Source organism: Staphylococcus sp. MZ3, assembly GCF_018622755.1.
GTDB classification, from domain to species: Bacteria; Bacillota; Bacilli; order Staphylococcales; family Staphylococcaceae; genus Staphylococcus; species Staphylococcus aureus.
The window spans coordinates 2,622,797-2,645,373 of record NZ_CP076026.1 but is presented as its reverse complement, the minus strand read 5'-3'; the positions used below and the strand labels follow the sequence as shown (position 1 = coordinate 2,645,373).

At 34.0% G+C, this 22,577-nt stretch carries 22 protein-coding genes and 1 pseudogene; 16 read left to right on the top strand and 7 right to left on the bottom strand.

Annotation, left to right across the window (positions count from 1 at the left end; translation table 11 throughout):
- Nucleotides 1-52 precede the first annotated feature (52 nt).
- On the top strand, nucleotides 53-943 hold the full coding sequence (locus tag KI230_RS13025) for a CobW family GTP-binding protein (RefSeq protein ID WP_000706522.1): 891 nt from the start codon (nucleotides 53-55) through the stop codon (nucleotides 941-943).
- Between the two features lie 146 nt (nucleotides 944-1,089).
- On the opposite strand, the gene KI230_RS13020 is transcribed toward KI230_RS13025, so the two are convergent.
- From KI230_RS13020 to KI230_RS13005, 4 genes are all read right to left on the bottom strand, one after another.
- Nucleotides 1,090-1,920 (bottom strand): alpha/beta hydrolase, encoded by an 831-nt coding sequence (locus KI230_RS13020; RefSeq protein ID WP_000448913.1) that lies wholly within the window; start codon nucleotides 1,918-1,920, stop codon nucleotides 1,090-1,092.
- Nucleotides 1,921-1,939: 19 nt separating this feature from the next.
- Nucleotides 1,940-2,950, bottom strand: a complete 1,011-nt coding sequence (locus KI230_RS13015) for an amidohydrolase family protein (protein ID WP_000836419.1) — start codon at nucleotides 2,948-2,950, stop codon at nucleotides 1,940-1,942.
- A gap of 97 nt (nucleotides 2,951-3,047) precedes the next feature.
- Nucleotides 3,048-3,752 (bottom strand): SDR family NAD(P)-dependent oxidoreductase, encoded by a 705-nt coding sequence (locus tag KI230_RS13010; RefSeq protein ID WP_000161829.1) that lies wholly within the window; start codon nucleotides 3,750-3,752, stop codon nucleotides 3,048-3,050.
- Entirely contained in the window at nucleotides 3,745-4,302 is a 558-nt protein-coding gene (locus tag KI230_RS13005; protein WP_001224187.1) for a TetR/AcrR family transcriptional regulator, read from the bottom strand. The genes KI230_RS13010 and KI230_RS13005 overlap by 8 nt, the downstream gene beginning before the upstream one ends.
- A 130-nt stretch (nucleotides 4,303-4,432) precedes the next feature.
- Here KI230_RS13005 and KI230_RS13000 point away from each other — a divergent pair, with 130 nt between their 5' ends.
- Genes KI230_RS13000 through KI230_RS12990 form a run of 3 tightly spaced genes read left to right on the top strand, consistent with a single transcriptional unit; the run spans nucleotide 4,433 to nucleotide 5,967 of the window.
- On the top strand, nucleotides 4,433-4,732 hold the full coding sequence (locus KI230_RS13000) for a DUF2316 family protein (RefSeq protein ID WP_000055859.1): 300 nt from the start codon (nucleotides 4,433-4,435) through the stop codon (nucleotides 4,730-4,732).
- Between the two features lie 19 nt (nucleotides 4,733-4,751).
- Complete coding sequence (locus KI230_RS12995; RefSeq protein ID WP_000651837.1) at nucleotides 4,752-5,573, top strand: NmrA/HSCARG family protein; 822 nt, start codon at nucleotides 4,752-4,754, stop codon at nucleotides 5,571-5,573.
- Nucleotides 5,574-5,589: 16 nt separating this feature from the next.
- Nucleotides 5,590-5,967, top strand: a complete 378-nt coding sequence (locus KI230_RS12990; protein ID WP_000616225.1) for a VOC family protein — start codon at nucleotides 5,590-5,592, stop codon at nucleotides 5,965-5,967.
- Between the two features lie 162 nt (nucleotides 5,968-6,129).
- Here the strand turns inward: KI230_RS12990 and KI230_RS12985 are convergent, their stop codons facing one another.
- The 3 genes from KI230_RS12985 to KI230_RS12975 form a co-directional block, all read right to left on the bottom strand.
- The gene (locus KI230_RS12985) at nucleotides 6,130-6,360 is read right to left on the bottom strand and encodes a DUF896 domain-containing protein (protein WP_000697134.1); all 231 of its coding nucleotides are present in this window, start codon (nucleotides 6,358-6,360) and stop codon (nucleotides 6,130-6,132) included.
- 219 nt (nucleotides 6,361-6,579) lie between these two features.
- On the bottom strand, nucleotides 6,580-7,116 hold the full coding sequence (locus tag KI230_RS12980) for a hypothetical protein (RefSeq protein ID WP_001808306.1): 537 nt from the start codon (nucleotides 7,114-7,116) through the stop codon (nucleotides 6,580-6,582).
- Between the two features lie 160 nt (nucleotides 7,117-7,276).
- Nucleotides 7,277-7,846 carry a TetR/AcrR family transcriptional regulator gene (locus KI230_RS12975; RefSeq protein ID WP_001789900.1) on the bottom strand — a complete coding sequence of 190 codons (570 nt, stop codon included), beginning with the start codon at nucleotides 7,844-7,846 and terminating at the stop codon, nucleotides 7,277-7,279.
- 184 nt (nucleotides 7,847-8,030) lie between these two features.
- Here KI230_RS12975 and KI230_RS12970 point away from each other — a divergent pair, with 184 nt between their 5' ends.
- The 12 genes and pseudogenes from KI230_RS12970 to KI230_RS12915 all read left to right on the top strand — a co-directional run bounded on the left by KI230_RS12970 (nucleotide 8,031) and on the right by KI230_RS12915 (nucleotide 22,551).
- Nucleotides 8,031-8,129 (top strand): hypothetical protein, encoded by a 99-nt coding sequence (locus tag KI230_RS12970; RefSeq protein WP_223181132.1) that lies wholly within the window; start codon nucleotides 8,031-8,033, stop codon nucleotides 8,127-8,129.
- A gap of 126 nt (nucleotides 8,130-8,255) precedes the next feature.
- On the top strand, nucleotides 8,256-9,311 hold the full coding sequence (locus KI230_RS12965) for a PTS sugar transporter subunit IIC (RefSeq protein ID WP_045178186.1): 1,056 nt from the start codon (nucleotides 8,256-8,258) through the stop codon (nucleotides 9,309-9,311).
- A gap of 606 nt (nucleotides 9,312-9,917) precedes the next feature.
- Nucleotides 9,918-10,619: a lytic transglycosylase IsaA gene (gene isaA, locus KI230_RS12960; RefSeq protein WP_000751267.1), complete on the top strand. Its 702-nt coding sequence runs from the start codon at nucleotides 9,918-9,920 to the stop codon at nucleotides 10,617-10,619.
- A 687-nt stretch (nucleotides 10,620-11,306) separates the two neighbouring features.
- Nucleotides 11,307-13,118 (top strand): acyltransferase family protein, encoded by a 1,812-nt coding sequence (locus tag KI230_RS12955; protein WP_000379821.1) that lies wholly within the window; start codon nucleotides 11,307-11,309, stop codon nucleotides 13,116-13,118.
- 360 nt (nucleotides 13,119-13,478) lie between these two features.
- Nucleotides 13,479-14,246, top strand: coding sequence for a CHAP domain-containing protein (locus KI230_RS12950; protein ID WP_000725225.1), 768 nt, complete (start codon nucleotides 13,479-13,481; stop codon nucleotides 14,244-14,246).
- Nucleotides 14,247-14,420: 174 nt separating this feature from the next.
- A complete protein-coding gene (crtO, locus tag KI230_RS12945; RefSeq protein ID WP_001795496.1) occupies nucleotides 14,421-14,909 on the top strand; it encodes a glycosyl-4,4'-diaponeurosporenoate acyltransferase in 489 nt (162 codons plus the stop codon).
- Entirely contained in the window at nucleotides 14,902-16,395 is a 1,494-nt protein-coding gene (locus tag KI230_RS12940; RefSeq protein ID WP_045178182.1) for a phytoene desaturase family protein, read from the top strand. The genes crtO and KI230_RS12940 overlap by 8 nt, the downstream gene beginning before the upstream one ends.
- 5 nt (nucleotides 16,396-16,400) lie before the next feature.
- A pseudogene (crtQ, locus tag KI230_RS12935) lies at nucleotides 16,401-17,528 on the top strand (4,4'-diaponeurosporenoate glycosyltransferase).
- A gap of 36 nt (nucleotides 17,529-17,564) precedes the next feature.
- Nucleotides 17,565-18,428 carry a 4,4'-diapophytoene synthase CrtM gene (gene crtM / locus KI230_RS12930; protein WP_000178307.1) on the top strand — a complete coding sequence of 288 codons (864 nt, stop codon included), beginning with the start codon at nucleotides 17,565-17,567 and terminating at the stop codon, nucleotides 18,426-18,428.
- 11 nt (nucleotides 18,429-18,439) lie between these two features.
- Nucleotides 18,440-19,948: a phytoene desaturase family protein gene (locus KI230_RS12925; RefSeq protein ID WP_045178181.1), complete on the top strand. Its 1,509-nt coding sequence runs from the start codon at nucleotides 18,440-18,442 to the stop codon at nucleotides 19,946-19,948.
- Nucleotides 19,949-20,375: 427 nt separating this feature from the next.
- Nucleotides 20,376-21,530, top strand: coding sequence for an aminotransferase class I/II-fold pyridoxal phosphate-dependent enzyme (locus tag KI230_RS12920; protein WP_045178180.1), 1,155 nt, complete (start codon nucleotides 20,376-20,378; stop codon nucleotides 21,528-21,530).
- Between the two features lie 22 nt (nucleotides 21,531-21,552).
- Nucleotides 21,553-22,551, top strand: coding sequence for a D-lactate dehydrogenase (locus KI230_RS12915; protein ID WP_000161366.1), 999 nt, complete (start codon nucleotides 21,553-21,555; stop codon nucleotides 22,549-22,551).
- The last annotated feature ends 26 nt before the right edge of the window (nucleotides 22,552-22,577 follow it).

Below are 22,577 nucleotides of genomic sequence, written 5' to 3'. Positions count from 1 at the left end.
AGATCTATCTTGGAATATGCTATTCATATGAAGTATAAGAGGAGAGTCGCAGATGAAAATAGTTATTATAGGTGGGTTTTTAGGTGGCGGTAAAACGACTGTCTTAAATCATTTGCTCGCTGAATCATTAAAGGAATCGCTGAAACCAGCAGTCATCATGAATGAATTTGGGAAAATGAGTGTTGATGGTGCCTTAGTATCTGAAGACATACCTTTAAGTGAACTGACAGAGGGGTGTATCTGTTGCGCAATGAAAGCAGATGTATCAGAACAGTTACATCAATTATATTTAAAAGAGCAACCAGACATTGTATTTATTGAATGTAGTGGGATTGCAGAACCAGTCTCTGTCTTAGATGCTTGTTTAACGCCTATTTTAGCTCCGTTTACAACCATTACACATATGATTGGTGTAATAGACGCAAGCATGTATAAACACATTAAATCATTCCCTAAAGACATCCAAGGCTTATTTTATGAGCAATTAGCATATTGTTCTGTCTTATTTGTTAATAAAATAGATTCAGCAGATGTTGAAACGACGAGCAAACTATTGAAAGATTTAGAAGTTATTAACCCAGAGGCCGATATACAAGTTGGTATGCATGGCAGCGTCACTTTGCCAATATCAGTTAGCCAAATGACAGCAACTTCTGAAAATAAACATGAATCATTACACAAAACAATAAATCATCAATTTGTGCAATCACCAGCCAAATGTACTAAAGCACAGTTTATAAAACGTTTAGCATGCCTTCCGTCTCATATTTATAGGTTAAAAGGGTTTATGACATTTGAAGACACCACACATACGTATCTCATTCAATTTACACAAGGACAATATGAATTAACACCTGTAGCATTTTCAAAAAAAGTGCCAGAATATTTGGTGCTTATCGGAAAGGGTATTTCAAAAGAAGACTATCAATGTTTGGAACAGTAGTGTTTTCAGTGGAAGAGAATGGTTAACATGCCTTCATGTATAATAACGAGTTGATTTGAACGTTTAAACGTAAACAAAAATAAGCTTGGTCAGCCATCAAATATAATTTGAAAACTGTCCAAGCTGTTTTATTAGAGAACGATCAATTAACCCCACATATTTAATAATACGTCAGCAAAGCCTTCAGGTTTTTGAATATAACCTAAGTGACCACCTGGAATATCTACAATAGGTATGCCAGTTTCTTTATTTATATAAAAGTTAACATCTTGTGGGAAGGAGCCTCTAGAATCTGTCCCATTTAGTAGGGTGATTTTATCGCTGTATTTTGTGAAATCATCCAAAGTAATATCTGAATGCGTATATTGTCTAATTTCAAATTTTGACCAGAACATCGTACGTTTGTACTGTTCTATACGTCCTTCTTCAGTATCAGCAGGTTGAGACATCATTTTTGCATCAATTGGTGCGATATTTAATGTTTCACCAAATGTTTTCATGCCTTTTTCTAAGCCTTCTGTTAAAATTTGATGCACAATGTCATCATTTTTATCTTTCCAATAAGTACTGTCTGGTAAAAATGTATTAATTGGTGGTTCATGAAATGCAATCTTTTTAACGACTTCAGGGTAATCTTTTAACACATGCATCGCAACGATTGAACCTGAACTTGAACCTAATATATAGACAGGTTTATCACTTAATGACTTTGCAAGTTCGGCAATGTCCTGTGCGTCGCGTTTGACACGATAATCACTGTCAGGGTTTGAAGCGGAATCAGGGAGTGGTTCAGTTAACTCGCTTTCTCCATAATCACGACGATCAACGGCTACAACAGTAAAATGGTCTTTTAACTGTTCTGCAAGAGGCAGAAAAATGTCTCCGGTACCGTTTGCACCAGGAATAAAGATGAGCACGGGTCCTTGTCCGACTTGGTGGTATCGTAATTTAGCGCCTTGTAATTCTAAAGTTTCCATATTCAATGACCTCCATTTGTTAATTGTTAGGTGATAAACCTAATAATTTAGCACCATTTGTATAACTTATTTTCTCTTTTTCTTCATCTGTTAAACCCAGTTCATCTAAAAATACACCTAATTTTTCAGGCTCAATATATGGATAATCAGCAGCATAAAGAATTCTATCAATACCTACTTCTTTCTTGACTAAATCAAACTGTGGCTTCGTTAACATGCCACTCGGTGTGATATAAAAATTATTTTTAAAGTAATAGCTTACAGGGTGGTTCAAATGTTCAGCGAATAAAGCTTCATCCATACGTTCTAAGAAGAATGGGATAAACTCACCCCAATGTCCAATAATCATATTTAACTTTGGATAACGATCAAAAATGCCAGATAATACTAGATGTATTGCATGAATTCCGACATCAATGTGCCAACCATAACCAAAACAAGCAAATGTTGCCGCAGTTACTTCAGGATAATTTCCTTTATAGTATGATTGATAAATGTCACTGTTAACTGGCGCGGGATGTAGATAAATCGGTACGTCTAAATTTTCAGCTGTTTTGAAAATAATGTCATATTTGTCTTGATCAAGAAAACCATCTTGTGCACGTCCCATAATGAGCGCACCTTTGAATCCTAAATCATTGATGCAACGTTCGAATTCTCGCGCTGCGGCTTCAGGCTCATTGATAGGTAAAGTTGCAAAGCCTACAAAGCGATTGGGATATTGTGCAATATAGTTTGCCAATTGATCATTTGCTTTTTGACATAATTCAATGGCTTTCTGACCAACCAAATTTGAAGGAGAACCATTTCCATAAGATAAGACTTGAATTTGAACGTCTTGATTATTCATAAATTGGATACGTTCATCATGATGTGATAATTCGTCGGCATTTGTAAAACCTGTCTTTTTTTCAAGGCCTTCTAACATTACTTTCATCGGTACACCTTTAGGATCTGCTGATATCGCATTCATCGTTTCTTTTTGAATATCTTCAATGACATAATGTTCTTCAAACGTAATACTTTTCATTTACTTCGCCTCCATATTGTATTGCATGTTTATTGCATCTATTGCAGAAGCATTTTTTATATACCTCTAATTTCAATGTTTGTAACATAAAATTGATCTACCAAGGCATCTCTCCATCGCCATTAATAAATGTACCTGTTGGGCCATCTGCACCAATCGTTGCTAATTGAATGATTGGCTTGATTCCTTCAGAAACGTGTTTGGAATTATTACTAAAATCACCAACTAAATCAGTATTTGTAGCGCCTGGATCAGCAGCATTGATTTGCATGTTAGGTAATCCTTTAGCGTATTGTAGCGTTAGCATTGTTACTGCCGATTTAGACGAACAATAAGCTAATGAATTCACTTTAGATTCAGCTGTTTCGGGGTTTGTAACCATTCCAAATGAACCTAAACCACTTGATACGTTGACGACAACAGGTTGTTCAGATTTTTCTAAGAGAGGGACGAATGTATTCATCATTCGTACGATACCGAATACATTCGTTTGATATACTTCTTCAACGTCACGAGGTGTCAATTTGGAAGGTGCTGAAAATTGACCAGATATACCTGCATTGTTAATGAGGATATCAAGACGGCCTTCTTTTTCAGCAATCATGTTATAAGCATTTTTGACTGAGTAGTCACTTGTAACATCTAACTGTACATAATGAACACCTAATTTTTGTGATGCTTGTTGTCCTCTTACATCATTCCGAGAACCTATATAAACTTTGTAACCCAATGCTTTAAGTGCCTCTGCACTTGCATAGCCTAACCCTTTATTGCCTCCTGTGATTAACACAATTTTAGTCATTACGTTCCACCTCATCTAAATAAATGTTTAATAAATAATTTCTGTACGCTTCAATTGAAATATGGCGATGCTCTATTTGGAAGGCAAATACACTAGTTGATAATGATTGCAACAGCATATCTGTTTTGAACTTCGTGTAAGTGTCGTCATCGCTTTTAAATAAGTCATAATAAAAATCAAATAATTCTTGATAAAATGCGCTTTGGTAAAAACGTAATTTATTGTTGCCTGCTTCAATACATTGCAGTAGTGCCTTATTATCGATTTTAAATTGTAAAAGATAATCTAACGACACTTGCATAACCTCATAATTAGAATGATAGTCATCTTTAATTTGCTTAAAATGAGTGATAAAAATATCAAGGTCTCTTTGTATGACGTAGTAGCATAAATCGCTTTTATCTTTGAAATGTCGATACAATGTCCCCATACCGATACCTAGTTCTTTAGCAATACGATTCATACTAATGTTTTCAACGCCTTCTTCATCAAAAAGTTTGTGCGCTATTTCTTCAATTCGTTGCCTATTCTCTTTTGCATCTTTTCGCATGATTACACCTACTTAAAATTCTCTAAAATTGACAAACGGATAACTCTCCGTTTATTATAAAACGTGTTAAGAAAGTTAGCAATGAATTTGCAATAACTATTAAATATCATAAAAGAAAAGAGTGTTGATAATGTCTTTAAATAAAGAGCAAAGACGCATTACGTGCGAAGAGTTGCAAGCACATTTCGAAGCATCAACTTTATCGGTTCAAATGATTGCAGAAAAGCTGAATGTCACTACAGAAGATGTGGAAAAAGTATTAGCTATGACAGCGCCACTAGGCATTTTTAGTCATCAATTACAACGATTTATTCATTTAGTATGGGATGTCAGAGATGTAATAAACGACAATATTAAAGGAAATGGACAAACACCAGAACCATATACGTATTTAAAAGGTGAAAAAGAGGACTATTGGTTTTTAAGATAAAAAGAGGAGTGGATCTAAAATGAAAGATATTTTAGTAATAGGCGCAACAGGGAAGCAAGGTAATGCAGTTGTAAAACAGTTGTTAGAGGATGGATGGTATGTAAGTGCATTAACTAGAAATAAGAATAATCGTAAACTTTCAGACATAGGACATCCGCATTTATCAATCGTTGAAGGTGATCTGAGTGATAATGTTAGTTTGCAATCAGCGATGAAAGGGAAGTATGGCTTATACAGTATTCAGCCAATCGTTAAAGATGATGTTAGCGAAGAATTAAGACAAGGTATGAAGATAATTGAAATAGCTGAGCAAGAAAATATTCAACATATTGTGTATAGTACTGCGGGAGGGGTTAATCGAAATCGAACTGGCCCACACTTTGAAGTACTAGCAAAAATAGAAAATAGATTAATGGAATCTAATATAAATGCAACAGTTATCAAACCATCATTCTTTATGGATAATTTTTTACGCATTGCTAAAGTCGAAGATGAACGTATTACATTACCAGAATTTATTAATCCGAATATAAAATTCACAATGATTTCTTCTATTGATATAGCTAAAATTGCATCGTATATTTTTGCACATCCACAAAGCTTTACGCATCAATCAATAGAGATTGGTTCCGATGAAGTTACATTAAGTGAAGCAGCAACAATTTTTAGTGAAGTGACAGGTAAATCTACTGTTATAGAAGGAGAATTTGTTAGTGGTGTTGCAGAAAAGCAATGGTTGGAAGAAAAAGGTTATGAAGTAGACTTTGAATTAATGGCTGAAATAAATCCAACAAGATTATCATTAAGTGATTGGCTTAAAGTCCAAAACTATAATAAGTAATGAATGGGGTGCAATCATGATTCAATCAATGTGGTTTAATTTGCATGTGCAAGATTTAGAAAAGAGCGCACAGTTTTATAAAGCGTTAGGATTTAAAATAAATAGAAACCCACAAATGTTAGATAAAATGGTCGGTATTCAAATAGGTCAAACAACCGTAATTTTAATAGAAAACAAGCATTTTCAAAATGTAAGTCAGCAAAGCCTTAATACTGAACCAAATGAAGTGATGATTTCTCTAGGTGTGAACACAAATGAAGAAGTTGACCAGTTGGTGAATAAAGTGAAAGAAGCGGGTGGCGCAGTCGTTCAAGAACCAACAGTAAGCCAAGGGTTTTATGGTGCAATGTTCAAAGATCTTGATGGACACCATTTTAATTTTTTAGTCTGCTAAAATGAAATTCTCAAAAGAATAAATAAAAAGCCCATACAAAGATGAAGTTTAATGTGCACATGTCGTAAGAGACATGGTGCGACACATTAGTGTCTTCAATCAGTATGGGCTTTGTTTATGAGGTCAGTTGGCACCTTAAGTGCAATACCTCGTGAGCAAATATTAATTTTGAATATAACCGTATTGTTGGCGAAGATCATAAACTTTGTCTGGTGTGACATCCTGACCGATTGGATCAACCACTTTTATTGTGGAAAATGTTGTTAATACTTGTCCTCGGATCATGCTTAAGTAGTCTTGACGCAATGCATGTTGTTCTTGTTTTTCAGCTACAGTAAGTGGTTGGACTTTTTCTTTATTTGCAAGTTCATTAATTCTATCTAAAATTTTCATATTGTCATATCCTCCTTAGAATCAAGTGTTGATATATTTTGAGTTTATTTCTATAAGATAATTTATCAACACATCCAGTAATGTTTTTAGTTTCTCGGTCTTTTGACCAGCAGATTTTTGGAATTAAAATAAGGGGTTTGAGACACGATTTTAATAGTAGTACGATGGCAAAGTGATGTTATTGAAGTGTCGTTTGATATACATGTCTGCAATGTTGTTTTATAAGACAGGATGACGTAACTGAGCAAAGAAATGAGCATTGTCGAATGACATCGTGTGTCTTATTAAAATTGCAATGGGCATAGCATAGGTATATTCACAGTCGATTTTCTTGATTTCTACATTATCATAATACGTAGTGTAAAAGTTATACGACAGTCGATAGTCGATTCGCTTTTTACCACGAGCAATTATTATGTGTTGCTTCAACGTCGACTTTAATTTATTTGTAATGTATGTCACTACACCCAGACTACTCTGATTAATATTTAATATATTATGCGTGCGTTCAAACCCCTGAGGTTCATCTGTCTCGCTCACGTCAATCCCTCCTATCTTAGTATTTAAACAACGCATATCAACTATGCAACATATGTTGTTTAGACATACTATACTACTATGTCGTACGTTTGCCAATAAACACGCACATATCATTTGTTGCCTAAACAACATATTGCCTGAAGTGTTGTTTAAGTACGCAAAAACAAAATGCTTGTCACTAAAATCTTTATGTTTTAATGACAAGCTTATTTTCATTCAGTTAACGACTGCTAATATGACATTGTAGAGTATAGGACGTTGATTTATGTCCTAGACACGGCTAATCAATCGTAATACGTTAAATTTTATTGTGTGTACAAGTATGAACCTAAGTCACATAGTGATTTCAAGATGCATGACTAAATACCAAGTTTTATTAAAAATGTGCTATATGATGAATTAAAAAAGGAAGGTTGCGATCGATAAACACATCGGCTGTCTCTTGACTCGTGTTAAACCAATGTAATGCTAAGCCTGAGATACCAGCTGCTAAAAAACTCGCACTATTTACAATGATATCTCGTTGATGCTCCGGATAGCTGTTTTCTAACATAATCGCAAAAATATCTTCTAATTCATTATTAATACGTTGATGTGCTTTGTTGCAAAATGCTTCACTATTTAATTCGCAAGACTTTGCAGCATCTTTGATATAACTCGCAATTGAAATGAAAATATTACGCAGCACCTTTTCATTAATGACATTAGAAATGCTCAAGTTATCATTCAAGTCTTTTAAAATGGTTACAGATAATGTGTAGTCTAGGAGGTCTTCTTTATCAGTGAAATGAGCGTAAAATGTTGCACGATTTAGCGTAGCAATATCAGTGATATCTTTAACTGTAATTTGAGATAATTTCTTTTCTCTAGAAATTTTAAGAAAAGCATCGACAAGCAATTGTTTGGTTCTAACGATTCTTGGATCTATGGATTTACTTTCCATCATTTGTTCACTACCTAACATCTGTTGTTTTAACACTTATTATCAGTATCTTCTATTATATTGTCAATTGTGTTGATGATATGTAAGTGCTGATACGCTCCTAACAAATAATGTACCTTTTTGGTAAGCATTTGAATGTCTTTCTTCTATTGTATTAATGGATTTTAAAAATGAAGATAAAATAAAAGTGTATTGTAACAATATGTTTGAAAAATTGCCAATTTCTTTATCTAAAAATTCAGAATTTTGTGATATACTATTTTTCATAGTCTTGAGTTATAGATGATACTGCTAGCCTAAATATAACAACATCGGCATGCACATCTTAGAATTTAAGCTAGTGGCAGCTTATAACTTAAGGCTCTTTATTATTTGCATACAGATGTATATACATAAATGGAAGGATGATATTATGACATCAATTAAAACAATTACACCCAAAGATTTTATATTTAGAGTTTTATCAGGTGTCGCCATAGGTATTGTTGCGGGTTTAGTTCCTAATGCGATACTTGGAGAAATTTTTAAATACTTTATGGATTATCATCCGATTTTTAAAACGTTATTAGGCGTTGTCGTTGCAATTCAATTTACAGTACCTGCTTTGATTGGTGCATTGGTTGCAATGAAATTTGACCTATCGCCATTAGCAATTGCTGTTGTGGCAAGTGCAGCATATGTAGGAAGTGGTGCAGCGCAGTTTAAAAATGGTGCTTGGATGATTACGGGTATTGGTGATTTAATTAATACAATGATTACAGCAGCGATTGCAGTGTTGTTCATTTTACTTATTCAACATCGCGTAGGTAGTATGGCATTGATTGTATTCCCAACAGTTGTTGGCGGTATTTCAGGTGCAATTGGTGTTTTAATATTGCCGTATACGAAAATGATTACAACAGCCATCGGTAATATGGTTAATGGTTTTACAGAATTACAACCGATTGTTATGAGTATTTTGATTTCAATGGTATTTAGTCTTATTATTATTTCGCCACTATCAACTGTGGCCATTGCCTTTGCGATAGGTATTACAGGTTTAGCAGCTGGATCAGCTTCAATTGGTATCTCCGCGACTGAAGCAGTATTGATAATTGGTACAAGTAAAGTGAATCGTTTAGGGGTGCCGTTATCCGTCTTCTTTGGAGGCGTTAAAATGATGATACCTAATATGGTGAAATATCCAATTCTTATGTTACCAATATTAACGACAGCCATTGTATCAGGTTTGGTATCAGCATTAGTAGGTATTCATGGAACGAAAGAATCAGCTGGATTTGGTTTTATAGGAATGGTAGGACCGATTAATGCATTTAAATTTATGGAGGTTGATTCTGCTTGGTTGAGTGTCTTACTAATTGTAGTAGCGTTCTTTGTTGTACCATTTGTAATAGCTTGGCTTGCAGATATCATTTATCGTAAAGTGTTTCGTTTATATACTAATGATATTTTTAAATTCATGGGATAATAACAGTATGTTTTTTGAAAATATGAGACCAAAAATTATTTAATGTTATTGTGAATTGCGAGAATAAAGTTTAGCAATATAATTGAGTTGTAGTTATTTGTGCTTATAAAAGATAAGTCAATTCACAAAAGATATGTGTTTTAAAACTTTGGATATACAACAATAATAGCAATCAATACATGTGTGAAAACATATGTGTTGATTGCTTTTTAATTGCGTTTAATGTACGAAAATAAGAGAAGTAACATGTCAGATATATTACAGCTATGTAACAAAAATACAATCTGTAATATTACGAAAGTTGTAATAGTTGAGCTAAACATAGTAAAAATCTTATGTGTTAAAGACTATTTCAAGGGTTTATTGGATTCTAAAAGGCACATATTTCACATTACAGTATAAAACAGCCATATTTCAACATTACAAATTAAACTTGATATTGTAATGTTTTGTAAAGAAAGTGTAATTTACTGGCTGGTTTTTTGTGATATAGTGAGTACCGTTGAAAGAAATAAAAGACAATTTAAACTTGCACTACGACATTCAAATTCAAAATATAATTACTAAAAACATAAACTTACAATTATTACTGGAGGATTTTTTACTATGAAAAAGACAATTATGGCATCATCATTAGCAGTGGCATTAGGTGTAACAGGTTACGCAGCAGGTACAGGACATCAAGCACACGCTGCTGAAGTAAACGTTGATCAAGCACACTTAGTTGACTTAGCACACAATCACCAAGATCAATTAAATGCAGCTCCAATCAAAGATGGTGCATATGACATCCACTTTGTAAAAGATGGTTTCCAATATAACTTCACTTCAAATGGTACTACATGGTCATGGAGCTATGAAGCAGCTAATGGTCAAACTGCTGGTTTCTCAAACGTTGCAGGTGCAGACTACACTACTTCATACAACCAAGGTTCAAATGTACAATCAGTAAGCTACAATGCACAATCAAGTAACTCAAACGTTGAAGCTGTTTCAGCTCCAACTTACCATAACTACAGCACTTCAACTACTTCAAGTTCAGTGAGATTAAGCAATGGTAATACTGCAGGTGCTACTGGTTCATCAGCAGCTCAAATCATGGCTCAACGTACGGGTGTTTCAGCTTCTACATGGGCTGCAATCATCGCTCGTGAATCAAATGGTCAAGTAAATGCTTACAACCCATCAGGTGCTTCAGGTTTATTCCAAACTATGCCAGGTTGGGGTCCAACAAACACTGTTGACCAACAAATCAACGCAGCTGTTAAAGCATACAAAGCACAAGGTTTAGGTGCTTGGGGATTCTAATTCCTTCATAATAAATAAAAGTAATGTTTAGACATTAAATATATAGCTCTTCCCATAGAAATTGGGGAGAGTTTTTTTATTAGAAATTAACGTCTGATTCTAGAGGTTAGGATGTTATTTTATTATTCCTGACGATTTTAATGCCATGATAGAAGAATTAATGTCACTATTAAATTAGAATAAGGCGAAATAAGCAATACACCATGATTCTTTTTACACAAATACTTCAATATGGTGTGAGTATTAGTCATTTCGTATGGTTAAATTTGGAAGTGAGTTGGAAAGATATCACCGTGTATATATTTTAATAACAATACGCGTTAATTTATCAGTTTATTCAACTTTTTAAAAAGTAAATTCGAATAGCATATCTTAATGATTCTGTTACAGTAAGATGCATAAAATATAAAACGAACCTTTTTTTGTAAAAATATAATGAAAATAACAGTTATTTTGCTAAAAATTCAAGAATCTATGATAATCTATGTTATGTAGTAAAATCGACAAATTTATATGTGGTTTGCAGTAATGAAATTAACTGTAATAATTGTTTTCTACTTAATAAAAAATTTAAAACTATCTTAATTAAGGGTTAAATCAATTAATGAAAATCACTGCAATATTTTATTTTCAAAAATATTGTGATATGCTACAAAATAGAGAAAAATAAATGGGGCGTTTATTAACATGGATACAAAAGACTTTAAACGTTTAGAAAAAATGTATTCCCCGCGATACTTACCCGGATTAGATGGATTGAGGGCATTCGCAGTTATAGGAATCATTATTTATCACTTGAATGCACAATGGTTAAGTGGGGGCTTTTTAGGAGTAGATACATTCTTCGTTATTTCAGGTTATTTAATAACAAGTTTGTTGATAAGTGAGTATTATCGGACGCAAAAAATTGATTTGCTAGAGTTTTGGAAGCGACGATTGAAACGACTCATTCCGGCAGTGTTGTTTTTAATTTGTGTCGTGCTTACGTTCACACTGATATTTAAACCGGAATTGATTATACAAATGAAACGAGATGCTATTGCAGCTATATTCTATGTTTCAAACTGGTGGTACATCTCACAGAATGTAGATTATTTTAACCAATTTGCTATTGAACCACTCAAACATTTATGGTCTTTAGCCATTGAAGAACAATTTTACTTGCTTTTCCCATTGGTTATCACGTTCTTATTACATAGATTTAAACCGAGAAATATTATTCAAACGCTATTTATTGTATCGTTGATTTCTTTAGGACTTATGATAGTGATTCATTTCATCACTGGAGATAATTCACGTGTGTATTTTGGGACAGATACACGACTGCAAACTTTATTGCTTGGTTGTATATTAGCATTTATTTGGCCTCCGTTTGCTTTGAAAAAAGATATTTCTAAAAAGATTGTCGTATCATTAGATATTATAGGGATATCTGGTTTTGCGGTTCTAATGACTTTGTTCTTTATAGTTGGCGACCAAGATCAATGGATCTATAATGGAGGATTTTACATTATATCATTTGCAACTTTATTCATTATTGCAATTGCGGTACATCCTTCTAGTTTATTTGCTAAATTTTTAAGTATGAAACCTTTACTAATTATAGGTAAACGATCATATAGCTTATATTTATGGCATTATCCTATCATTGTTTTTGTGAACAGTTATTACGTACAAGGACAAATACCGGTATACGTTTATATTATAGAAATTTTGTTAACAGCGTTAATGGCTGAAATTTCGTATCGCTTTATTGAAACACCTATACGTAAAAAAGGATTTAAAGCTTTTGCATTTTTACCTAAAAAGAAGGGGCAATTTGCTAGAACAGTGTTAGTTATCCTATTATTGGTTCCGTCTATCGTTGTGCTCAGTGGACAGTTTGATGCACTTGGCAAACAACATGAAGCCGAGAAGAAAGAGAAGAAGACGGAATTTAAAACAACGAAGAAAAAAGTCGTTAAAAAAGATAAGCAAGAGGATAAGCAGACAGCGAATAGCAAAGAGGATATTAAAAAGTCATCACCACTATTAATTGGTGACTCGGTCATGGTGGATATTGGTAATGTCTTTACTAAGAAAATACCAAATGCACAAATTGATGGTAAAGTTGGACGGCAACTCGTTGATGCTACACCAATTGTGAAATCGCAATATAAAGACTATGCTAAAAAAGGTCAAAAAGTTGTAGTAGAGCTTGGTACAAATGGGGCATTTACGAAAGATCAATTAAATGAACTATTGGATAGTTTTGGAAAAGCAGACATTTATTTAGTTTCTATTAGAGTACCTAGAGATTATGAAGGTAGAATAAATAAATTAATTTATGAGGCAGCTGAAAAGCGCTCTAATGTACATCTAGTCGATTGGTATAAAGCTTCTGCAGGTCATCCGGAATACTTTGCATATGACGGTATTCACTTAGAATATGCAGGTAGTAAAGCGCTGACTGATTTGATTGTAAAAACGATGGAAACACATGCTACAAATAAGAAATAATTTGATGCACTAAACTTTTGAAATATTACATTACTTCTGATATTTATTATCAAAAATGATGTATTTCATTAAAAGTTTAGTGCTTTTTTATTTTCAAATCCCATGGTAACGGTGCAGAAAAAGTGTTGTAAACATTCTAATTGGTATATTACATTCAATGAAGCTTTATTAGGAACAGATTACATTATGATAACAAAGCCCGCAAGACACCTAATCTCTGTTATAGTTTGTTTTGTCGCAAAACTATAAAAGTTATAATTATTTGCATACTAAAAAAATAAAAAATATAAAATTTAAAATAATTGAGTCGCTAATGACTATATGTATAGAGTGTTTTGATTATTGGGAGGATATTTAATTATGAAAAAAATCGTTACAGCTACAATCGCTACAGCAGGACTTGCCACTATCGCATTTGCAGGACATGATGCACAAGCCGCAGAACAAAATAACAATGGATATAATTCTAATGACGCTCAATCATACAGCTATACGTATACAATTGATGCACAAGGTAATTATCATTACACTTGGACAGGAAATTGGAATCCAAGTCAATTAACGCAAAACAACACATACTACTACAACAACTACAATACTTATAGTTATAACAATGCATCTTACAATAACTACTATAATCATTCATATCAATACAATAACTATACAAACAATAGTCAAACAGCAACAAATAACTATTATACTGGTGGTTCAGGTGCAAGTTATAGCACAACAAGTAATAATGTTCATGTGACTACAACTGCAGCGCCATCTTCAAATGGTCGTTCAATTTCTAATGGTTATGCATCAGGAAGTAACTTATATACTTCAGGACAATGTACTTATTATGTATTTGATCGTGTTGGTGGGAAAATTGGTTCAACATGGGGTAACGCAAGTAATTGGGCTAACGCAGCTGCATCATCTGGCTATACAGTGAACAATACACCAAAAGTTGGTGCTATCATGCAAACAACACAAGGCTATTACGGTCATGTTGCTTACGTTGAAGGCGTTAACAGCAACGGTTCTGTTCGTGTTTCAGAAATGAACTATGGACATGGTGCTGGTGTGGTTACGTCTCGTACAATTTCAGCAAACCAAGCAGGTTCATATAATTTCATTCATTAATCAAATGTAAATCAAATGACGTCAATATTCTCTAACATGAGAGTATTGGCGTTTTTGTTTTATATAAATATAAATGAGAGCGGTTTATTCACTGATCTTTAGGGAACTAAGTAATAAAGTGATAATTTATACTATGTCAGTATGATTGAGAGTGATTCAATTTAGATGAAAACCATGAAAAAATATATTAAAACAGCATTTTTTTGTAGTATGTATTGGTTAATTGTTCAACTAAATATAGCAAATTTAGGTACAAGAATTCCTGATAAGTATTTTCGTCAGAAGTACATAATATTTAAATCATTTAACTTTGAGAAGCATGGAAAATTTTGGAACAAATGGTTTTACGTAAGAAAATGGAAACATAAGATTTTAGATGGTCATCAGCTTAATCAAAATATATATGATCAGCGTCATTTAATGACAATCAATACTGATGAAATTGAAAAAATGATTATAGAGACAAAGAGGGCAGAGTTGATTCATTGGATATCGATACTTCCAGTCATCATATTCAATAAAGGCCCTCGTTTAGTAAAGTATATAAATATTTTCTATGCAATGATAGCTAATGTTCCAATCATTATTGTGCAACGCTATAATCGACCGAGATTAACGCAGTTACTACGCATATTAAAACGAAGAGGTGAACGTCATGACTAAACATATCATCGTTATTGGTGGTGGCTTAGGTGGGATTTCTGCAGCAATTCGAATGGCACAAAGTGGCTATTCGGTCTCATTATATGAACAAAATAATCATATAGGAGGCAAAGTGAATCGTCATGAATCAGATGGCTTTGGCTTTGATTTAGGTCCATCTATTTTAACGATGCCTTATATTTTTGAAAAATTATTCGAATATAGCAAGAAGCAAATGTCAGACTACGTTACAATCAAGCGATTGCCACATCAATGGCGTAGCTTTTTTCCAGATGGAACGACTATCGATTTGTATGAAGGTATTAAAGAAACAGGTCAGCATAATGCGATATTGTCGAAACAGGATATAGAGGAACTGCAAAATTATTTGAATTATACAAGACGAATCGATCGTATTACTGAAAAAGGGTATTTTAACTATGGTTTAGATACACTATCTCAAATTATTAAATTTCATGGGCCATTAAATGCTCTTATTAATTATGATTATGTACATACTATGCAACAGGCCATAGACAAGCGTATCTCGAATCCATACTTGCGACAAATGTTAGGCTATTTTATCAAATATGTAGGTTCTTCATCATACGATGCGCCAGCTGTATTATCTATGTTATTCCATATGCAACAAGAGCAAGGCCTTTGGTATGTAGAAGGTGGAATCCATCATTTAGCCAATGCCTTGGAAAAGCTAGCGCGTGAAGAAGGTGTCACAATTCATACAGGTGCACGTGTGGACAATATTAAAACATATCAAAGACGTGTGACGGGTGTCAGATTAGATACAGGTGAGTTTGTAAAGGCAGATTATATTATTTCAAATATGGAAGTCATACCTACTTATAAATATTTAATTCACCTTGATACTCAACGATTAAACAAATTAGAGAGGGAATTTGAGCCGGCAAGCTCAGGATATGTGATGCATTTAGGTGTTGCTTGCCAATACCCGCAATTAGCACATCATAATTTCTTTTTTACGGAAAATGCTTATCTCAATTATCAACAAGTTTTTCATGAAAAGGTATTGCCAGATGATCCGACCATTTATCTAGTAAATACGAATAAAACTGATCACACACAAGCGCCAGTAGGTTATGAAAATATCAAAGTCTTACCACATATTCCATATATTCAAGATCAGCCTTTTACCACTGAAGATTATGCGAAGTTTAGGGATAAAATTTTGGATAAATTAGAAAAAATGGGACTTACTGATTTAAGAAAACACATTATTTATGAAGATGTTTGGACACCGGAGGATATTGAAAAAAATTATCGTTCTAATCGTGGTGCAATATATGGTGTTGTAGCAGATAAAAAGAAAAACAAAGGATTTAAATTTCCTAAAGAAAGTCAGTATTTTGAAAACTTGTACTTTGTAGGTGGATCAGTAAATCCTGGTGGTGGCATGCCAATGGTTACATTAAGTGGGCAACAAGTCGCAGACAAAATAAACGCGCGAGAAGCGATGAATAGGAAGTGATATCTATGAAATGGTTATCACGAATATTAACAGTAATAGTGACCATGTCTATGGCGTGTGGTGCATTGATATTTAATCGTAGACATCAGCTAAAGGCGAAAACGCTGAACTTCAATCATAAAGCATTAACAATTATTATTCCGGCTAGAAACGAAGAAAAAAGAATAGGTCATTTACTACATTCGATAATACAACAGCAATTTCCAGTAGATGTCATTATTATGAATGACGGATCGACAGATGAAACAGCACGTGTAGCACGTTCATATGGTGCGACTGTAGTAGATGTTGTTGATGATACTGACGGCAAATGGTATGGGAAATCACATGCTTGTTATCAAGGTGTGACGCATGCATGTACGAATCGTATTGCCTTTGTAGATGCTGATGTAACTTTCTTAAGGAAAGATGCTGTTGAAACGTTGATTAATCAGTATCAATTACAAGGTGAAAAAGGATTGTTAAGCGTACAGCCTTATCATATAACAAAGCGTTTCTACGAAGGGTTTTCAGCGATATTTAATTTAATGACAGTCGTTGGTATGAATGTATTTTCTACCTTAGACGACGGTCGGACTAACCAGCATGCATTTGGACCGGTGACATTAACAAATAAAGAAGATTATTATGCAACTGGAGGTCATAAAAGTGCAAACCGTCATATTATTGAAGGATTTGCTTTAGGAAGTGCATATACTTCACAATCATTGCCCGTAACAGTTTATGAAGGGTTTCCATTTGTTGCATTTCGCATGTATCAAGAAGGATTTCAGTCATTACAAGAAGGATGGACAAAGCATTTGTCAACTGGGGCAGGTGGCACAAAGCCTAAGATCATGACAGCAATTGTGTTGTGGTTGTTCGGTTCTATAGCGAGTATTTAAGGGCTATGTCTTAGTTTAAAATATCGCCAAATGTCTGTAAGAAAAATGGTGGCACTTTACTTGAGCTATACTACACAATTTATTTATCTGCATCGAAGGGTCGGCCAATTTTCTAAGTTATTAATGGTATGTCATCCATTGTTATTTATGTTTTTTACTAAAATTTTCATCCAATCTTGGAAACAAACGCATCGTTATGGTGTAGTTGAATGGAAAGGTCGTCAATATTCTATATCTAAAGAACAATAAATCAAGGTAATGGCATTTCAATATAGGAGGACTAGTATGACAATGATGGATATGAATTTTAAATATTGTCATAAAATCATGAAGAAACATTCAAAAAGCTTTTCTTACGCTTTTGACTTGTTACCAGAAGATCAAAGAAAAGCGGTTTGGGCAATTTATGCTGTGTGTCGTAAAATTGATGACAGTATAGATGTTTATGGCGATATTCAATTTTTAAATCAAATAAAAGAAGATATACAATCTATTGAAAAATATCCATATGAACATCATCACTTTCAAAGTGATCGTAGAATCATGATGGCGCTTCAGCATGTTGCACAACATAAAAATATCGCCTTTCAATCTTTTTATAATCTCATTGATACTGTATATAAAGATCAACATTTTACAATGTTTGAAACGGACGCTGAATTATTCGGATATTGTTATGGTGTTGCTGGTACAGTAGGTGAAGTATTGACGCCGATTTTAAGTGATCATGAAACACATCAGACATACGATGTCGCAAGAAGACTTGGTGAATCGTTGCAATTGATTAATATATTAAGAGATGTCGGTGAAGATTTTGACAATGAACGGATATATTTTAGTAAGCAACGATTAAAGCAATATGAAGTTGATATTGCTGAAGTGTACCAAAATGGTGTTAATAATCATTATATTGACTTATGGGAATATTATGCAGCTATCGCAGAAAAAGATTTTCAAGATGTTATGGATCAAATCAAAGTATTTAGTATTGAAGCACAACCAATCATAGAATTAGCAGCACGTATATATATTGAAATACTGGACGAAGTGAGACAGGCTAACTATACATTACATGAACGTGTTTTTGTGGATAAGCGGAAAAAAGCAAAGTTGTTTCATGAAATAAATAGTAAATATCATAGAATATAGGTGGTTGAATAATGAAGATTGCAGTAATTGGTGCAGGTGTCACAGGATTAGCAGCGGCAGCCCGTATTGCTTCTCAAGGTCATGAAGTGACAATATTTGAAAAAAATAATAATGTAGGCGGGCGTATGAATCAATTAAAGAAAGACGGCTTTACATTTGATATGGGCCCCACAATTGTCATGATGCCAGATGTTTATAAAGATGTATTTACAATGTGTGGTAAAAATTATGAAGATTATATTGAATTGAGACAATTACGTTATATTTACGATGTGTATTTTGACCGCGATGATCGTATAACGGTGCCTACAGATTTAGCTGAATTACAGCAAATGCTAGAAAGTATAGAACCTGGTTCAACGCATGGTTTTATGTCCTTTTTAACGGATGTTTATAAAAAATATGAAATTGCACGTCGCTATTTCTTAGAAAGAACGTATCGCAAACCGAGTGACTTTTATAATATGACGTCACTTGTGCAAGGTGCTAAGTTAAAAACGTTAAATCATGCAGATCAGCTAATTGAACATTATATTGATAACGAAAAGATACAAAAGCTTTTAGCGTTTCAAACGTTATACATAGGAATTGATTCAAAACGAGGCCCGTCACTATATTCAATTATTCCTATGATTGAAATGATGTTTGGTGTGCATTTTATTAAAGGCGGTATGTATGGCATGGCTCAAGGGCTAGCGCAATTAAATAAAGACTTAGGCGTTAATATTGAACTAAATGCTGAAATTGAGCAAATTATTATTGATCCTAAATTCAAACGGGCCGATGCGATAAAAGTGAATGGTGACATAAGAAAATTTGATAAAATTTTATGTACGGCTGATTTCCCTAGTGTTGCGGAATCATTAATGCCAGATTTTGCACCTATTAAAAAGTATCCACCACATAAAATTGCAGAATTAGATTACTCTTGTTCAGCATTTTTAATGTATATCGGTATAGATATTGATGTGACAGATCAAGTGAGACTTCATAATGTTATTTTTTCAGATGACTTTAGAGGCAATATTGAAGAAATATTTGAGGGGCGTTTATCATATGATCCTTCTATTTATGTGTATGTTCCAGCGGTCGCTGATAAATCACTTGCGCCAGAAGGCAAAACTGGTATTTATGTGCTAATGCCGACGCCGGAACTTAAAACAGGTAGCGGAATCGATTGGTCAGATGAAGCTTTGACGCAACAAATAAAGGAAATTATTTATCGTAAATTAGCAACGATTGAAGTATTTGAAGATATAAAATCGCATATTGTTTCAGAAACAATCTTTACGCCAAATGATTTTGAGCAAACGTATTATGCGAAATTTGGTTCGGCATTCGGTTTAATGCCAACTTTAGCGCAAAGTAATTATTATCGTCCACAAAATGTATCGCGAGATTATAAAGATTTATATTTTGCAGGTGCAAGTACGCATCCAGGTGCAGGCGTTCCTATTGTCTTAACGAGTGCGAAAATAACTGTAGACGAAATGATTAAAGATATTGAGCGGGGCGTGTAAGGGAGTAGTCTAAGAGAAAGATGTGAGAAAAGTATAAGGGGAACGTAAAAGGCATAGTGAAATAAGTAAGTTCTAAAGAAGTTTTATTTAACAATGAATAGACGCCTGTTAAGGTTCACGTTTGAATACGTACCTTGAGGGGCGTTATACTTTATATAAGCATATCTAACTGGTTGCGCATGCGGATATGCATGACAGTTAAATCATAACGATTGAGTGTATATTAATCTGAAAATTCCTAATATTGACAATAATATTGTACCTACCTAAAATGAAAATAAATTCATTCAATACAACGTGTGTCATAAGTTCTGTTGAACATAACGGTGAATGGCGATGTCATTGTAACCATCTAAATGAGAGCGATACAAGTTGTTAGGATTATGATAGTCGCCCAGGCTATGTTTAATGATAGAGGAGGAATTTGATGATCTCTAACAAATTAGCAAATATCCCTGATAGTTATTTCGGGAAAACGATGGGACGTAAAATCGAACATGGACCATTGCCATTAATTAATATGGCAGTTGGAATCCCTGATGGGCCCACGCCACAAGGTATTATTGATCATTTTCAAAAAGCACTAACTATTCCTGAAAATCAAAAATATGGTGCTTTTCATGGTAAAGAAGCGTTCAAGCAAGCTATTGTAGATTTTTATCAAAGACAATATAATGTGACGTTAGATAAAGAAGATGAAGTATGCATTTTATATGGTACAAAAAATGGATTAGTGGCAGTACCAACATGTGTTATCAATCCAGGAGACTATGTATTACTACCTGATCCAGGCTACACGGATTATTTAGCAGGTGTACTTTTAGCTGATGGCAAGCCTGTCCCGCTTAATTTAGAACCGCCACATTATTTGCCAGATTGGTCCAAAGTTGATTCACAAATAATAGATAAAACAAAACTCATTTATTTAACGTATCCAAATAATCCAACTGGATCGACAGCTACGAAAGAAGTTTTTGATGAAGCGATAGCTAAATTTAAAGGTACAGACACTAAAATCGTGCATGATTTTGCTTATGGTGCTTTCGGTTTCGACGCTAAAAATCCTAGTATACTTGCTTCGGAAAATGGGAAAGATGTTGCGATTGAAATTTATTCCTTGTCTAAAGGTTATAACATGTCAGGTTTTAGAGTCGGTTTTGCAGTTGGTAATAAAGATATGATTCAAGCTTTGAAAAAGTACCAAACGCACACAAATGCTGGGATGTTTGGTGCATTACAAGATGCCGCAATATATGCTTTGAATCATTATGATGATTTTTTAGAAGAACAAAGCAATGTATTTAAAACACGTCGTGACCGATTCGAAGCCATGCTTACAAAAGGTGATTTGCCATTTGTTCATGCTAAAGGTGGCATATATGTATGGTTGGAAACACCGCCTGGTTATGACAGCGAGCAATTTGAGCAATTTTTAGTGCAAGAGAAGTCAATACTTGTTGCTCCAGGGAAACCATTTGGAGAGAATGGTAATCGTTATGTGAGAATTTCATTGGCGTTAGATGACCAGAAATTAGATGAAGCTGCAATAAGATTAACAGAACTAGCATATTTATATGAATAATAAAGTTAAGGGTGATGTTAAAATGACAAAAATTAAAATCATGAGTGTACGTGATGAAGATATGCCTTATATCAAGGCGTGGGCAGAGAAACATCATGTTGAGGTAGATATTACTAAAGAAGCATTAACTGATGACAATGTTGAAGGTGTCGCTGGTTATGATGGCTTATCGCTATCACAACAAATACCATTATCAGAGCATGTTTATAAACGATTAAATGAACTAGGTATTAAACAAATCGCACAACGTAGTGCTGGATTTGATACATATGATTTGGAGTTAGCAAACAAGTATAACTTGATTGTGTCAAATGTGCCGTCATACTCTCCGAATTCAATTGCGGAGTTTGCTGTGAACCAGGCTATTAATGTGGTTCGTCATTTTAATCAAATTCAAACGAAAGTGCGGGAGCATGATTTTAGATGGGAACCTACTATTTTATCGAAATCCATTAAAGATTTAAAAGTAGCTGTTATTGGTACAGGTCGAATTGGCCGTGTAGTAGCCGATATATTTGCCAATGGTTATCAAAGTGATGTGGTCGCATACGACCCGTTTCCTAATGCTAAAATTGCAACGTATGTCGATTACAAAGATACGATAGAGGAAGCGGTTGAAGGTGCTGATATCGTGACATTACATGTACCTGCAACGAAATATAATCATTATCTATTTAATGCTGAATTATTTAAACATTTTAAAAAGGGCGCAGTATTTGTCAATTGTGCGAGAGGTTCTTTAGTAGATACTAAGGCGTTATTAGACGCATTAGACAATGGTGTGATTAAAGGTGCAGCACTTGATACGTATGAATTTGAACGCAAACTTTTCCCAAGTGATCAAAGGGGCAAAACACTGAACGATCCATTGTTAGAATCGTTGATTGACAGGGAAGATGTCATATTAACACCACATATTGCGTTTTATACTGAAGCTGCAGTTAAAAATCTAATTGTCGATGCATTAGATGCAACATTAGATGTATTGCAGACTGGAGATACTAGGTTACGAGTAAATTAAAAATCGAACTGATGAGATAATTTGGA

Bases quoted from the DNA above. Each gene is read 5' to 3' on its own strand.
- KI230_RS13025 (WP_000706522.1), top strand. From the start codon at position 53: ATGAAAATAGTTATTATAGGTGGGTTTTTAGGTGGCGGTAAAACGACT.
- KI230_RS13020 (WP_000448913.1), bottom strand. From the start codon at position 1,920: ATGGAAACTTTAGAATTACAAGGCGCTAAATTACGATACCACCAAGTC.
- KI230_RS13015 (WP_000836419.1), bottom strand. From the start codon at position 2,950: ATGAAAAGTATTACGTTTGAAGAACATTATGTCATTGAAGATATTCAA.
- KI230_RS13010 (WP_000161829.1), bottom strand. From the start codon at position 3,752: ATGACTAAAATTGTGTTAATCACAGGAGGCAATAAAGGGTTAGGCTAT.
- KI230_RS13005 (WP_001224187.1), bottom strand. From the start codon at position 4,302: ATGCGAAAAGATGCAAAAGAGAATAGGCAACGAATTGAAGAAATAGCG.
- KI230_RS13000 (WP_000055859.1), top strand. From the start codon at position 4,433: ATGTCTTTAAATAAAGAGCAAAGACGCATTACGTGCGAAGAGTTGCAA.
- KI230_RS12995 (WP_000651837.1), top strand. From the start codon at position 4,752: ATGAAAGATATTTTAGTAATAGGCGCAACAGGGAAGCAAGGTAATGCA.
- KI230_RS12990 (WP_000616225.1), top strand. From the start codon at position 5,590: ATGATTCAATCAATGTGGTTTAATTTGCATGTGCAAGATTTAGAAAAG.
- KI230_RS12985 (WP_000697134.1), bottom strand. From the start codon at position 6,360: ATGAAAATTTTAGATAGAATTAATGAACTTGCAAATAAAGAAAAAGTC.
- KI230_RS12980 (WP_001808306.1), bottom strand. From the start codon at position 7,116: ATGAAAATAAGCTTGTCATTAAAACATAAAGATTTTAGTGACAAGCAT.
- KI230_RS12975 (WP_001789900.1), bottom strand. From the start codon at position 7,846: ATGATGGAAAGTAAATCCATAGATCCAAGAATCGTTAGAACCAAACAA.
- KI230_RS12965 (WP_045178186.1), top strand. From the start codon at position 8,256: ATGACATCAATTAAAACAATTACACCCAAAGATTTTATATTTAGAGTT.
- isaA (WP_000751267.1), top strand. From the start codon at position 9,918: ATGAAAAAGACAATTATGGCATCATCATTAGCAGTGGCATTAGGTGTA.
- KI230_RS12955 (WP_000379821.1), top strand. From the start codon at position 11,307: ATGGATACAAAAGACTTTAAACGTTTAGAAAAAATGTATTCCCCGCGA.
- KI230_RS12950 (WP_000725225.1), top strand. From the start codon at position 13,479: ATGAAAAAAATCGTTACAGCTACAATCGCTACAGCAGGACTTGCCACT.
- crtO (WP_001795496.1), top strand. From the start codon at position 14,421: ATGAAAAAATATATTAAAACAGCATTTTTTTGTAGTATGTATTGGTTA.
- KI230_RS12940 (WP_045178182.1), top strand. From the start codon at position 14,902: ATGACTAAACATATCATCGTTATTGGTGGTGGCTTAGGTGGGATTTCT.
- crtM (WP_000178307.1), top strand. From the start codon at position 17,565: ATGACAATGATGGATATGAATTTTAAATATTGTCATAAAATCATGAAG.
- KI230_RS12925 (WP_045178181.1), top strand. From the start codon at position 18,440: ATGAAGATTGCAGTAATTGGTGCAGGTGTCACAGGATTAGCAGCGGCA.
- KI230_RS12920 (WP_045178180.1), top strand. From the start codon at position 20,376: ATGATCTCTAACAAATTAGCAAATATCCCTGATAGTTATTTCGGGAAA.
- KI230_RS12915 (WP_000161366.1), top strand. From the start codon at position 21,553: ATGACAAAAATTAAAATCATGAGTGTACGTGATGAAGATATGCCTTAT.